General features: G+C 65.4%; 15 protein-coding genes. 7 read left to right on the forward strand and 8 right to left on the reverse strand.

From position 1 onward, the window contains the following. Window positions 1-44: 44 nt before the first annotated feature. Window positions 45-1,400: a benzoate/H(+) symporter BenE family transporter gene (locus ACTPOI_RS22770; protein WP_440113145.1), complete on the forward strand. Its 1,356-nt coding sequence runs from the start codon at window positions 45-47 to the stop codon at window positions 1,398-1,400. A gap of 123 nt (window positions 1,401-1,523) precedes the next feature. Here the strand turns inward: ACTPOI_RS22770 and ACTPOI_RS22775 are convergent, their stop codons facing one another. From ACTPOI_RS22775 to ACTPOI_RS22795, 5 genes are all read right to left on the reverse strand, one after another. Continuing rightward, window positions 1,524-2,528 (reverse strand): Bug family tripartite tricarboxylate transporter substrate binding protein, encoded by a 1,005-nt coding sequence (locus tag ACTPOI_RS22775; protein ID WP_440113148.1) that lies wholly within the window; start codon window positions 2,526-2,528, stop codon window positions 1,524-1,526. A 146-nt stretch (window positions 2,529-2,674) separates the two neighbouring features. After that, the gene (locus ACTPOI_RS22780) at window positions 2,675-3,418 is read right to left on the reverse strand and encodes an SDR family NAD(P)-dependent oxidoreductase (RefSeq protein WP_116747855.1); all 744 of its coding nucleotides are present in this window, start codon (window positions 3,416-3,418) and stop codon (window positions 2,675-2,677) included. Continuing rightward, window positions 3,415-4,626, reverse strand: coding sequence for a 3-oxoadipyl-CoA thiolase (gene pcaF / locus ACTPOI_RS22785; protein ID WP_440113152.1), 1,212 nt, complete (start codon window positions 4,624-4,626; stop codon window positions 3,415-3,417). Before pcaF ends, ACTPOI_RS22780 begins: the two co-directional genes overlap by 4 nt. A 31-nt stretch (window positions 4,627-4,657) precedes the next feature. Continuing rightward, a complete protein-coding gene (locus ACTPOI_RS22790; RefSeq protein WP_422847655.1) occupies window positions 4,658-5,308 on the reverse strand; it encodes a 3-oxoacid CoA-transferase subunit B in 651 nt (216 codons plus the stop codon). A 29-nt stretch (window positions 5,309-5,337) separates the two neighbouring features. Further along, window positions 5,338-6,039, reverse strand: a complete 702-nt coding sequence (locus ACTPOI_RS22795) for a 3-oxoacid CoA-transferase subunit A (protein WP_440113155.1) — start codon at window positions 6,037-6,039, stop codon at window positions 5,338-5,340. Window positions 6,040-6,130: 91 nt separating this feature from the next. Here ACTPOI_RS22795 and ACTPOI_RS22800 point away from each other — a divergent pair, with 91 nt between their 5' ends. After that, on the forward strand, window positions 6,131-6,931 hold the full coding sequence (locus ACTPOI_RS22800) for an IclR family transcriptional regulator domain-containing protein (RefSeq protein WP_094291378.1): 801 nt from the start codon (window positions 6,131-6,133) through the stop codon (window positions 6,929-6,931). Window positions 6,932-7,107: 176 nt separating this feature from the next. On the opposite strand, the gene ACTPOI_RS22805 is transcribed toward ACTPOI_RS22800, so the two are convergent. Continuing rightward, the gene (locus tag ACTPOI_RS22805) at window positions 7,108-7,329 is read right to left on the reverse strand and encodes a hypothetical protein (protein WP_199865904.1); all 222 of its coding nucleotides are present in this window, start codon (window positions 7,327-7,329) and stop codon (window positions 7,108-7,110) included. Between the two features lie 186 nt (window positions 7,330-7,515). Here ACTPOI_RS22805 and ACTPOI_RS22810 point away from each other — a divergent pair, with 186 nt between their 5' ends. Further along, on the forward strand, window positions 7,516-7,950 hold the full coding sequence (locus ACTPOI_RS22810) for a DUF1841 family protein (protein WP_063458898.1): 435 nt from the start codon (window positions 7,516-7,518) through the stop codon (window positions 7,948-7,950). 21 nt (window positions 7,951-7,971) lie between these two features. Here the strand turns inward: ACTPOI_RS22810 and ACTPOI_RS22815 are convergent, their stop codons facing one another. Beyond that, window positions 7,972-9,234: a putative Na+/H+ antiporter gene (locus ACTPOI_RS22815; protein ID WP_440113160.1), complete on the reverse strand. Its 1,263-nt coding sequence runs from the start codon at window positions 9,232-9,234 to the stop codon at window positions 7,972-7,974. A 240-nt stretch (window positions 9,235-9,474) separates the two neighbouring features. Continuing rightward, complete coding sequence (locus ACTPOI_RS22820) at window positions 9,475-10,137, reverse strand: c-type cytochrome (protein WP_094291379.1); 663 nt, start codon at window positions 10,135-10,137, stop codon at window positions 9,475-9,477. A 106-nt stretch (window positions 10,138-10,243) separates the two neighbouring features. Here ACTPOI_RS22820 and ACTPOI_RS22825 point away from each other — a divergent pair, with 106 nt between their 5' ends. Genes ACTPOI_RS22825 through ACTPOI_RS22840 form a run of 4 tightly spaced genes read left to right on the forward strand, consistent with a single transcriptional unit; the run spans window position 10,244 to window position 13,177 of the window. Next, the gene (locus ACTPOI_RS22825) at window positions 10,244-11,098 is read left to right on the forward strand and encodes an AAA family ATPase (protein WP_440113164.1); all 855 of its coding nucleotides are present in this window, start codon (window positions 10,244-10,246) and stop codon (window positions 11,096-11,098) included. A gap of 20 nt (window positions 11,099-11,118) precedes the next feature. After that, window positions 11,119-11,355 (forward strand): hypothetical protein, encoded by a 237-nt coding sequence (locus ACTPOI_RS22830; protein ID WP_094291380.1) that lies wholly within the window; start codon window positions 11,119-11,121, stop codon window positions 11,353-11,355. Window positions 11,356-11,377: 22 nt separating this feature from the next. Beyond that, entirely contained in the window at window positions 11,378-11,968 is a 591-nt protein-coding gene (locus ACTPOI_RS22835; protein ID WP_440113167.1) for a GNAT family N-acetyltransferase, read from the forward strand. Between the two features lie 21 nt (window positions 11,969-11,989). Further along, complete coding sequence (locus tag ACTPOI_RS22840; RefSeq protein ID WP_094291382.1) at window positions 11,990-13,177, forward strand: vWA domain-containing protein; 1,188 nt, start codon at window positions 11,990-11,992, stop codon at window positions 13,175-13,177. Window positions 13,178-13,202 lie beyond the last annotated feature (25 nt).

The following is a 13,202-nucleotide window of genomic DNA, read 5'->3' on the forward strand; positions in this document are numbered from 1 at the left end:
AGACTGTGCCCACACAGCGGGTGGCCTGCGGGCACCATGGCGCCATGACAACGCCCCAGCCCTACCCCATCCGCACAGCGTCGGCCACCGCGCCCGCTGCCCTGCGCGCTGCCAGCACCGCGCCCGCCATCGCGCCCGCCATCGCGCCCGCCATCGCGCCCCCGGCGCGGCAGGATGAAACGACTCGCACCCGCTGGACAGCCACGGCCCACGACCTGTTTCCCGCCGTGGTGGCGGGCCTGGTGGCTGTGCTGATCTCGTACGCGGGCCCCTTGCTGCTGGTGCTGCAGGCCGCACAGGCCGGGCACCTGTCAGCGGCACAGGTCACATCCTGGGTCTGGGCCATCTCCATGGGCGCCGGAGTGTGTGGTGTGTGGATGAGCTGGCGCCAGCGCGTGCCCGTGGTCTGCGCCTGGAACACGCCCGGCGCGGCGCTGCTGGCCACCGCCCTGGTGGCCCTGCCCTACAGCCAGGTGGTGGGTGCCTACCTGCTGGCGGCAGCGGCCTTGCTGCTGGTTGGGTGGACGGGGGTTTTTGACCGGCTGATGGCGCACATCCCCCGCAGCCTGTGCGCCGCCATGCTGGCGGGCATTCTGCTGCGGTTTGGCGTGGACGCGTTTGGGGCGGCGCGCAGCACGGTGGAAGGCGCGCCCTGGCTGGTGGGGGCCATGTTTGCGGGCTACCTGCTGTTCAAACAACGCTCGGCGCGTTATGCCATTGCCCTCACCTTGCTGCTGGGTGTGGCGCTGTGGCAGGGGCTGGGCTGGGGACAGGCAGCGGTACCGCCCGCCACCACGGCCACCAGCACCTCCACCTCGGCCTGGGGGCTGGCGTTGCCGGTGTGGACCACGCCGGAGTTTTCGTGGACTGCCCTACTGAGCACCGCCGTGCCGCTGGCGCTGCTGTGCCTCACCGGCCAGCAGGTGCCTGGCGTGGCCGTGCTGCGCTCTTCGGGCTACACCGCCCACAACAACCAGCTCATCGCAGGCACGGGGCTGGCCAGCCTGCTGCTGGCACCGTTCGGGGCCCACGGCATCAACCTGGCGGCCATCACCGCTGCCATCTGCACCGGTGAAGAAGCTCACCCGCTGCCCGAAAAGCGCTGGTTGGCGGGCGTGGCCTGCGGGGTGTTCTATCTGCTACTGGGCAGCTTTGCGGGCGCCATCACCTACGCGTTTGCGCTGCTGCCCGCAGCCCTGGTGAGCACCGTGGCTGGCCTGGCGCTGCTGGGCGCCATCCAGAACGGCTTGATCGGCGCCTTGGCAGAACCCAGCGAACGCGAGGCCGCGCTGGTCACCTTTGTGGTAACTGCCTCCAATGTGAGCCTGCTGGGGCTGGGCTCGGCCTGCTGGGGGCTGGCGCTGGGGCTGCTGACCTGGTGGACCTTGGGGCGGCGCTGATCAGCCACGCTGATAGCGCCACGTTGTAACTGGCGCGGCCAAAGCCAGGGCCCCCGCGCAAGGGCCGCCCCGCCGTGCTGGGGCGCCCCCCTTCAGGGGGAAGGCGCGCAGCGACTCAGGGGGTCAGTCCAAACTTGCGCCCGACTCCTTGACGACCTTGCCCCATTTGACGGACTCGGCCTGGATGAAGGCTGCAAACTGCTCGGGCGTTTCGCTGGTCGTCTCGGCGCCCTGCTCGTTGATCTTTTTCTTCACCTCGGCCTGGTTCAGCACCTTGACCAGTGCGCTGTTGAGCTTGGCCAGCACCGGCGCAGGCGTGCCTGCGGGCGCAAACATGCCAAACCACGAGGTGGCTTCATAGCCGGGCACACCGGCTTCGGCAATGGTCGGCACGTTGGGCAGCTCGGGCGAGCGCTTGGCGGTGGTCACCGCAATCGGCACCAGCTTGCCGCTGCGCACATGCTGGATGGCCGAAGGCATGTTGTCGAACATGATGCCGATCTGGTTGCCCAGCAGGTCGGTCACGGCCGGTGCGCTGCCCTTGTAGGGCACGTGCACCATGTCCACCTTGGCCAGGCTCTTGAACAGCTCGCCCGACAGGTGGATGGAGCTGCCGTTGCCCGACGAGCCAAAGTTGACCTTGCCGGGGTTGGCCTTGGCGTAGGCGATCAATTCCTTCACCGACTTGTAGGGCTGGGCTGGGTTGGCCACCAGCAGGTTGGGCACATTGGCCACGCGCGTGAGCGGCGCAAAGTCCTTGATGGGGTCGAAGGGCATCTTCTTGTACAGGCTGGCGTTGATGGCGTGGGTGCCCACCGTGCCCATGAACAGGGTGTAGCCATCTGCCGGGGCCTTGGCCGCCATGGCGCCGCCGATGTTGCCGCCCGCGCCTGCGCGGTTGTCCACGATGACGGACTGGCCCAGCTCGGTGGTCAGCGCCTGGCCGATGATGCGCGCCAGGATGTCAGTGGTGCCGCCTGCGGCAAAGGGCACGACGATGGTGACGGGCTTGCTGGGGTAGACCTGGGCCATTGCGGCGCTGCTGCCCAGCAGGCCGATACCTGCGAGGGCGGTGACAGCGGCGGCCGACAGCGCGAAGCGGCGGGTGGTGTGGGTGGAACGGGTCATGGTTTGTCTCCTTCAAGAAGGTGGATGAAATGGGTATCACGGACGCGACATCCGGCCGCGCCGTGGCCTCAACCGGGCGCTGAGGCCTCCGGGCGAGAACAGGGGTGCGCCCCTTGCAGGGCGGCAGGGAAGATCAGTTCAGGTTGCTAAACAGGCGCCACTCCCAGCGTGGTGCCGCCGCACACGTACAACACCTGCCCGGTCACGAAACCGTTGTCGGGCGAGAGGAAGAACAGCGCCGCGCGCGCCACGTCGTCGGGCGTGCCCATGCGGCCCACGGCAATGCTGTTCAGGATGCGCTGCGTCTGCGGCGCACCGTCGGGGTTGCTCTGGCGGAAGAGTTCGGTGGCAATCGGACCGGGGCCAATCGCGTTGACCGTGATGCCGTCGCGCCCCAGCTCCATGGCCAGCGTGCGTGTCATGCCGATCATTCCGGCCTTGGTGGCGGAGTAGACGATGCGCTCGCCCTTGCCCAGCGCGGCGCGCGACGACATGTTGACGATGCGGCCCTGCCCGCTGGCGCGCAACGTGGGCAAAAAGGCTTGCACCAGCAGCATGGGCGCACGCAGGTGCAGGCCAACCACGTCATCCAGCTGCGCCGTGGTGGCGGTGTCGATGGTGCCGGGGCGCGTGGCGCCCGCGTTGTTCACCAGCGCCGTCACGTTGTGCTTGGCCGCAATCTCGGCCGCACGTTCCCGGGTCGATGCCTCGTCGGTCAGGTCGCCCTGGTACGAGGTGAGTTGCGGGTGGCTCCAGCTGGGCAGCACGTAGTCCAGGTTGACCACGGCGTGGCCCTGGGCCAGCACGGCTTCGGCAATCGCGCGGCCGATGCCGTTGCTGGCACCCGTGATGACAGTGACCGGTGTGGGGTTGCGCTCAATCACGGTCACACGCGCTCCAGGATCACGGCAATGCCCTGGCCCACGCCGATGCACATGGTGCACAGCGCGTACTGGCCCGCATGTTCGTGCAGGCGGTTGACGGCGGTGGTGACCAGGCGCGCACCGCTGGCGCCCAGCGGGTGGCCCAGTGCAATGGCGCCGCCCCAGGCGTTCACGCGGGCGTCGTCGTCCTTGAGGCCCAGAGCGCGCAGCACGGCCAGGCCTTGCGCGGCAAAGGCTTCGTTGAGCTCGATCACGTCCATGTGGTCGATGGTCAGGCCCGTCTGCGCCAGCACCTTCAGGGTGGCAGGCGTGGGGCCAAAACCCATGATGCGCGGCGCCACACCGGCCACGGCCATGCCCACCACGCGGGCGCGGGGCTTGAGGCCATATTTGGCAGCGTTGGCTTCATCGGCCAGAAGCAGCGCGCAGGCGCCGTCGTTCACGCCCGATGCGTTGCCCGCCGTCACCGTGCCATCCGGCCGCACCACGCCCTTGAGCTTGGCCAGCGCTTCCAGGCTGGTCTCGCGGGGGTGTTCGTCCTGGCTCACGATGATCGCGTCGCCCTTCTTTTGCGGGATGAGCACCGGCACGATCTCGCGCGCCAGATGGCCAGCCTTGACGGCGGCCACGGCGTTGAGCTGGCTGCGCAGGGCCATCTGGTCCTGGGCTTCGCGCTCAATCTTGAAGTCGGTGGCCACGTTCTCGGCGGTTTCGGGCATGGAGTCCACACCGTACTTTTCCTTCATCAGCTTGTTGATGAAGCGCCAGCCGATCGTCGTGTCATACACCGCGTTATTGCGGCTGAAGGCCGACTCTGCCTTGGGCATGACAAAGGGGGCGCGGCTCATGCTCTCCACACCGCCCGCGATCATCAGGCCGGCCTCGCCCGCCTTGATGGCGCGCGCTGCGGTGCCCACGGCGTCGAGCCCCGATCCGCACAAGCGGTTGATGGTGGCGCCGGGCACGTCGATGGGCAGACCCGCCAGCAGGCTGCTCATGTGGGCCACGTTGCGGTTGTCTTCACCGGCCTGGTTGGCGCAGCCATACAGCACGTCGGTCAGCGCCGCCCAGTCCACGCCGGGGTTGCGGTCCATCAGCGCCTTGATGGGGATGGCGCCCAGGTCGTCGGTGCGCACGCTGGAGAGCGCGCCGCCGTAGCGGCCAAAGGGGGTGCGGATGGCGTCGCAGATGAAGGCTTGGCGTTGTGGGCTCATGGTTTTGTCTCCTCGTTTCTAGGGGTTGAATTCAGGCGGCTGCACGGATGGGCAGGCCCACCAGTTGCTCCAGCTCAGCGTGCGACAGGCCGGGCACGGTGTCGATGAGCTGCAGCCCGGTGGGTGTGCAGGCCAGTGTGCACAGATCGGTGTAGATGCGCTTCACGCACGCGACACCGGTGAGCGGGTAGGTGCATTGCGTGACGATCTTGCTCGCGCCCTGCTTGGTCAGCAGGTCCATCATCACCCAGGTCTGCTTGGCGCCGATGGCCAGGTCCATCGCGCCGCCCACGGCGGGGATGGCGCCGGGCTCGCCCGTGCTCCAGTTGGCGAGGTCGCCCGTGGCGCTGACCTGGAAGGCGCCCAGCACGCAGATGTCGAGGTGTCCGCCGCGCATCATCGCGAAGCTGTCGGCGTGGTGGAAGTACGCGCCGCCGGGCAGCAACGTCACTGGCTGCTTGCCTGCGTTGATGAGGTCATAGTCCTCCAGCCCCGCCGCGGGCGCCGGGCCCATGCCCAGGATGCCGTTTTCGCTTTGCAAGATGACCTCGCGGCCCTCGGGGATGTGGTTGGCAACCAGGGTCGGCTGGCCGATGCCCAGGTTGACGTAGGCACCGTCGTGGATGTCTTGCGCCACGCGTTTCGCCAGTTCGTCTTTACTACGCTTTTGATAGCTACTCACGCTTACTCCTCAGGCGGTAGGTGCCAATTTCATGCTGATTTTTTGAATCCACCCGCCTGCGTGGCCGTGCGCGCGATCTTCACGACATGGCTCACATAGATGCCGGGCGTGACAATGGCTTCGGGGTCCAGCGCGCCCAACTCCACCACCTCGTGCACGGTGGCAATCGTGGTCTTGGCAGCGGTGGCCATCACGGGGCCAAAGTTGCGCGCCGACATGCGGTAAGTGAGGTTGCCCCAGCGGTCGCCCTTCTCGGCCTTGATCAGGGCCACATCGCCGTGGATGGGGTATTCGAGCACGTAGTGCGTGCCGTTGATCTCGCGCGTTTCCTTGCCCGCAGCCAGTTCGGTGCCATAGGCCGTGGGGCAGAAGAAGGCGCCAATGCCCGCGCCCGCAGCGCGCAGGCGCTCGGCCAGGTTGCCCTGGGGCACCAGTTCCAGCTCCAGCTTGCCACTGCGATACAGGCCGTCGAACACATAGCTATCGACCTGGCGCGGAAAACTGCAGATGATCTTGCGCACCTGCCCGGCCTTGAGCAGCGCGGCCAGGCCCTGGTCGGCGTTGCCTGCGTTGTTGTTGACCACCGTGAGGTCACGCGCCCCTTGGGCGATGAGGCCATCGATCAGCTCGCCCGGAATGCCGGCCGTGCCGAACCCGCCTATCAACACCGTGGCACCATCCTTCACCCCCGCAAGGGCTTGGGCCACCGAGTCCGCCAGTTTGTTGATCATTGCAACGCTTTCTTGGTTTCTCTGTTGTCTCTTTGAAATTTGTTCGCATATAGAACAAATGTTCGCTTAAAGAATTATAGTTGGCATACGTATGAATTCCCAAACCCCTGAAGCCAAAGACCCCAAACCGAGCGACAGCTATGTGCAGTCGTTCGCGCGCGGGCTGGAGGTGATCCGCTCGTTCAGCGCGGCCACGCCGCAGCAAACCCTGAGTGAAGTCGCCGCGCAGACGGGCCTCACGCGCGCCGGTGCGCGCCGCATCCTGCTCACGCTGCAGACGCTGGGTTATGTGGAGACGGACGGCAAGCTGTTTCGCCTGAGCCCGCGCATCCTGGACCTGGGGTTTGCGTACCTCTCGTCGCTGCCCATCTGGAACCTGGCCGAGCCGGTGATGGAGGACCTGGTGGAAGAGGTGCGCGAGTCGTCATCGGCCGCCGTGCTCGACGGCCTGGACATCGTCTATGTGCTGCGCGTGCCCACACACAAGATCATGCGCACCACGCTGGGCGTGGGCTCGCGCCTGCCCGCGTGCTGGACGTCCATGGGCCGCATGCTGCTGGCCGGGTTGCCGGACGCCGAACTGCAGGCCCGGCTGCAGGGCCACCCCATGCAGCGTTTTACTGAACACACCACCACCGATGTCGATGCACTGCTGGCCCACATCCGCCAGGCGCGGCAGCAGGGCTGGTGCCTGGTGAACCAGGAACTGGAAGAGGGTTTGATATCGATTGCTGCGCCGCTGACCAATCGTACAGGGCAGACGGTGGCGGCGCTCAACATCAGCGGTCAGGCCAACCGCACGAGTGCCGCCATGATGCAGGAGACGCTGTTGCCCGCACTGCTGAGCGCGGCTCGGACCATCTCACGCATGATGGGTGCGCCACGCGGCTGAGATCCGGCGACGGGTGTATCGCGCACTCAGCGCAACGAGCAGCCGGGGCTGAAACCCCGGTGGCCCTTGCCGTGCGTGGGTGCAAGGCGCGGGGCATCAACACCAACCGCTCGCTGCGCTGAATGGACTGAGGCACAACGGGCCCGCGCCCCAAGACACAGGCCCAGCGAAACGCCTCAGCGCTTGCGAAAGCCCAGCACCAGCACCACGCCGCCGATCACCATGGCGCCCAGGCTCATCCACTGCGGGATGTTGACGGACTCCTTCTCCTTGACGGTCAGCTCCAGCGGGCCCAGCTTGGCCTGGGTGCTCTCCTTGGTGAAACTGAAGCCCCCGGTCAGAAAACCGGCCAGGCCCAGCACCAGCAACAGCACACCAACGATTCGCATTGCATTCATGGCATTTCTCCCCATGCCGGGTTTGAAGGACTGCGACAAAGCGGACCCGGCTCCGTGTCTTTGCGCCCAGCCAATGTAGGAGCCGCCCCGCCCAGGGCGCGTAGGACGCGGCCGCAGCACGGCGTAGCGCACAGGCGCGACCCTGCAGCCCCCAAGGCAAAAAGGCGCGTGCTACCCTCACGCCCCATGTTCAGCCCCTCCCAAGCCGATGTGCGCCGCTTTCTGTGCGGTGTGCACGCCAAGACCCAGAGCGGCGCCCCCATGGAGGCCATCGAGACGCTGGCCAGCCTGTGGATCGCCGAGCACCCCGAATACCACGCCGACCTGTCGGATGCCGATGCCGCCGTGGCGCGCAACTACGACGAAACGCCCGGCCAGACCAATCCGTTTTTGCACCTGTCGATGCACCTGTCGATCAGCGAGCAGTGCAGCATCGACCAGCCGCGCGGCATCCGCCAGGCGGTAGAGCTGCTGACGGCGCGGCTCGATTCGCTGCACGATGCCCACCATGCGGCCATGGACTGCCTGGGCGAGATGCTGTGGGAGAGCCAGCGCGCAGGCCGCCCGCCCGATGGCGAGGCCTACATCGCCTGCGTGCAGCGGCGCGCCACGCGGGACTGAGCCCCGCACGGGTCATGGCGGTCACAACAACCTGAACGCCAGCACCGCCACCAGCGTGGGTGGCAACGCGCCCAGCAGCAGGCCCAGCGGGTTGATAACGCCCTGCGAGAACTTCTCCTTCAGGATCGATGCCCCGGCAGGATTCGGCGCGTTGGCAATCACAGTCAGGCCGCCTCCCGTCACGGCGCCCGCCACCAGGGCCACCTTGAACTCGTCGCTGAGGCCCTCGACCAGCGAGCCCAGGTAAGTCAGCGCTGCGTTGTCGGTGAAGGCGGTGAGTGCTGCTGCACCAAAGAACACGGCATTGGCGTCCATCTTCATGAGCACGGGCTGCAGCCACCATTGCTGCAAGCCGCCAAGCACCACCAGCCCGGCCAGGAAGAACGCCACCAGCAGTGCCTCGCGCAGGATCAGCGGACTTTGGTGGCGCTGGTAAGCCGTGGTGAACCCCATGAAAAATAGGAACAGGCCCAGGAACACGGCGGGATGGTGGGCAAACACCACCACCAGCACCAGGAACAAAAGGTGCACCAACGTCACGGTCCATGGCACCGGGGACTCGGAGGCAGGCATCTTGCGGCCCATGTGCCCGACTTGGTTGCGGAAAATCAGCATCGCGATGCCCGCGTTGATCAGCACGGCCACTGCCGCCTTCCAGCCAAAGTGGGACACCATGAACCAGATGTCCCAGTTCCACTTGGCAGCCACCATGAGCACCGGCGGCGCCGCAAAAGGCGTGAGGGTTCCACCGATCGAGATGTTCACAAACAGCACGCCCAGTGTCGAATACTTGAGGCGGCTGGAGAGAGGCTGCGAGAACAGCGTATCGCGCAGCATCAGCGCCGCCAGCGTCATCGCTGCGGGTTCGGTGATGAACGAGCCAAGCAGGGGCACCACCGCCAGCACCACAAAGTACATGGCCATGCCGCGCTGCACGGGCAGCAGGGCCGCCAGCGCGCGCACCACAGCCCCGGCCAGCTCCAGGATGGGGCGGGTGGCAGCGATCACCATGATCGCAAACACGAACAAGGGCTCCGTGAAATTGCGCGAGTCCAGGTAGGCCGTGGCCTCCTGTTTTCCGCTGATGGAAAACATGAACAGCATGAGCACCATGGCCCAGAAGCCGAAGACAACCTCCACCTCACCCAGCAAATGCCAGATGCCCGCATGCCGCGGCTGCGTGTGCGCCAGATGCTCGAAGAACTTGGTGGAGAAGGTGTGGAGGATGGCCAGTCCGAACAGGACGGCGCCGATCACTTGGATCAGGGTCGGAGAGGAGTTCATGGGTCGCAGAAAAGCCGCGCGGCGGCCCGACCAGCGCATGAACCTGCCGAACCCCATGATTGCGACACCCGCGCCTATTCTACAAAGGCCCACCAAAACCCCTTGTAGGCGCTGGGCGCGTTCAGGCTCGCCCGCGACTTTGGCAAGGGCCCGCTCACCGGTGAGGGGCGCCTGCGCCCGCACCCCCATGAAAAAAGCCCGCCAAGGCGGGCTTTGGGGTGCGTGGACCAATTGGCCGTATCAGCGGAAACGCGACTGGGGCACCACGTGCAGGTCGCCATCGACGCTGCTGATGTAGTTGGCCAGGGCCTTCAGCTCGGCATTGGTGAACTGCTTGGCCACGCCACCCATGATGGCGTTGTTGCGGCCCACATTGGCGTTCTTCTCGACCTTGTAGGACTTGAGGGCTACAAAGAGGTAGTCGGCGTGCTGGCCCGCGATCTTGGGGTAGGAAGGATCGATGGGCTTGGCGAAGTTGTCGCCGTGGCAGGAGACACAAGCGCCCTTCTTGAGCAGCTCGGCCACTTGCACGCTGGGCTCGCGGCCGGGCTTGGCGGGCAGCTCGGCACCGGTCTTGCCATGTTGTTCGTAGTAGGCCGACACATCGGCGATGTCCTTCTCGGACAGCGATTCAGCGATGCCGCGCATGGTGGGGTGCTTGCGCTCGCCCTTCTGATAGGCCACCAGGGCTGCGGTGATGAACTTGGCGCTTTGGCCCGAGATCATGGGCACCTTGTGGATCTCGGGAAAGCTGGCCTGGTAGCCAACGATGCCGTGGCAGCCGATGCACATGGCAATTTTTTGCTTGCCGGCTTCCACGTCGCCTTTGGCTTCCTGGGCATGGGAGACGGCGGTCACGGAAGCGACAGCCAGGGCAAATAGCGTGGTCAGCGTTTTGTTCATTTTGCGCGCACAATCTCGTGGAAGTTCAGCTCTGGGCTCTGATCAGCCGTTGATTATAGCCAGCGCCCTGTCAAGCCCATTCATCAACGATCCGGTGTTTTCCCCCATGAAATTCCAAGGCTCCCAGAACTACGTCGCCACCCAAGACCTGATGCTCGCCGTGAACGCTGCCATCACGCTGCAACGGCCGCTGCTGATCAAGGGCGAGCCCGGCACGGGCAAGACGATGCTGGCCGAGGAAGTGGCCCAGGCGCTCGATATGCCGCTGCTGCAGTGGCACATCAAGTCCACCACCAAGGCCCAGCAGGGCCTGTATGAATACGACGCCGTGAGCCGCCTGCGCGACAGCCAGCTCAACGATGGCGACAGCGCCGAGCGCGTGAAGAACATCCGCAACTACATCGTGCAGGGCGTGCTGTGGCAGGCCTTCACGGCCGACCGCCCCGTGGCGCTGCTGATCGACGAGATCGACAAGGCCGACATCGAGTTCCCGAACGACCTGCTGCGCGAGATCGACCGCATGGAGTTCTACTGCTACGAGACGCGTGAACTCATCAAGGCCAAGCACCGCCCGCTGGTGTTCATCACCTCCAACAACGAAAAAGAACTGCCCGACGCCTTCCTGCGCCGCTGCTTCTTCCACTTCATCAAGTTCCCCGAAGCCGAAACCATGCGGCAGATCATCAACGTGCATTTCCCCACACTCAAGAGCGAGCTGCTCAGCGTGGCGATGAAGACGTTCTATGACGTGCGCAATCTGCCCGGCCTGAAAAAGAAGCCTTCGACCAGCGAACTGATCGACTGGCTCAAGCTGCTGGTGGCCGAAGACATCCCGCTCACGGCCCTGCAAAGCGCGGACAACAAGGTGGCCGTGCCCCCGCTGGTGGGTGCGCTGCTCAAGAACGAGCAGGACGTGAGCCTGTTTGAAAAGCTGGTGTTCATGAACCAGCGGAACCGCTGATTTTTCGGACAAGCCGCACCATGAGCGCCCCCAATACCCCGTCTCTCGCAGACGGCATCTCTGACGCCGTCGGTTTTGTCGGCGGCGCACTGGCTGGCTTCTGGCTGGGCCAGTGGCTTGGCATGGACATCTTTGCCCCAGGCTATGGCACCCCGGCTCTGCTGGGCATTGCCCTGGTCGGGTTGGGCGGTGGCCTGGGCCTGCATGCCGCCAAACGCTGGCAGGCCAGCCGCCGCAGCAAGCCCGCCAAGGACTGAGGCAGCGTCCGGAGCAACAGCCATGGCTTTTGTAGAACCCATCACCCTGCGCGACCGGGGTGTGCGCCTGGAGCCCCTGGCCCTTTCGCACGAGGAAGGCCTGCGACTGGCCGCCGCCGACGGCGAGCTATGGAAGCTGCGCGTGACCTCGGTGCCCGAGCCCCAGGACACCCGCGCCTACATCGAAACCGCCCTGGCCACACGTGACCGCTTTGCATTCGCCGTGGTCGATGAGGCCACCAACGCCGTGCTGGGCAGCACCAGCTACCACGACATCCTGCCCGCCGCGCGCCGGGTGGAGATTGGCTACACCTGGTACCGCCAGAGCGTGCAGCGCAGCCATATCAACACCACCTGCAAGCTATTGATGATGGGCCACGCCTTCGACACCCTGGGCTGCAATGTGGTGGGCTGGCGCACCGACAACTACAACTTCGCATCCCAAAAGGCCATCGAGCGCCTGGGCGCCAAAAAAGACGGTGTGATCCGTGGCCACGCGCTGCGCCGCGACGGCACCATCCGTGACACGGTGATGTACAGCATGCGCGCGGGCGAGTGGCCTGAGGCGCGCGCCCAATTGCTATACCTTTTGGAGCGCAACACGCCCGCCTGACGAGCGCAAGGAGCCAAAAACATGCTGATCGACTTCTTCTACACCCTGCGCTCGGCCAAGCTGCCCGTGTCGGTCAAGGAATACCTCACCCTGCTCGAAGCCCTGCAGGCCGGTGTGGTGGGCCCCAAGTCGGACGACGCGTGGAGCCTGGACGATTTCTACAACCTCTCGCGCCTCACGCTGGTCAAGGACGAGAAGCACTACGACAAGTTCGACCGGGCCTTCGGCGCCTACTTCAAGGGCGTGGAGATGGTGGCCGATTTCACCAAGGAAATCCCGGCCGATTGGCTGCGCAAGATCCTGGAAAACGAGCTCACGCCCGAGCAAAAGGCCGCCATCGAGAAGATGGGCTGGGACGAGCTGATGGAGACGCTGAAGAAGCGCCTCGAAGAACAAAAGGAGCGCCACGAAGGCGGCAGCAAGTGGATCGGCACGGGCGGCACCAGCCCGTTTGGCCACGGCGGCTACAACCCGCAGGGCGTGCGCATTGGCGGCGCGGGCAAGAACAAGAGCGCCGTGAAGGTGTGGGAGCAGCGCGCCTACAAGGACTACGACGACCAACAGGAGCTGGGCACGCGCAACATCAAGGTGGCGCTGCGCCGCCTGCGCAAGTTTGCGCGCGAGGGGCATGAACTGGAGCTGGACCTGCCCGACACCATCCGCAGCACGGCCGCCAACGCGGGCTACCTGGACATCAAGATGGTGCCCGAGCGCCACAACAACGTGAAGGTGCTGCTGCTGATGGACGTGGGCGGCACCATGGACGAACACATCCAGCGCGTGGAAGAACTCTTCAGCGCGGTGAAGTCGGAGTTCAAGCACCTGGAGTTCTACTACTTCCACAACTGCGTGTACGACTTCATGTGGAAGAACAACCGCCGCCGCTTCGCCGAGAAGTTCCCCACCTGGGACATCATCCGCAAGTACAACCGCGACTACAAGCTGATCTTTGTGGGCGACGCGACCATGAGCCCGTACGAGATCCTGCAGCCCGGCGGCAGTGTGGAATACAACAACGAGGAAGCGGGCGCCGAGTGGATCCAGCGCCTGACCCACGCGTTTCCCAAACACGCATGGATCAACCCCGAGCCCCAGGGCGTGTGGCAATACCGCCAGAGCATCAGCATCATCCAGCAGCTGCTGGGCAATCGCATGTACCCGCTGTCGCTCAAGGGGCTGGAAGAAACCATGCGGCTGCTGTCGAAGTAAGCACAGCGGTTGGCGGCACAAAGAG

The sequence above is a fragment of the Acidovorax sp. BL-A-41-H1 genome (genome assembly GCF_051942715.1).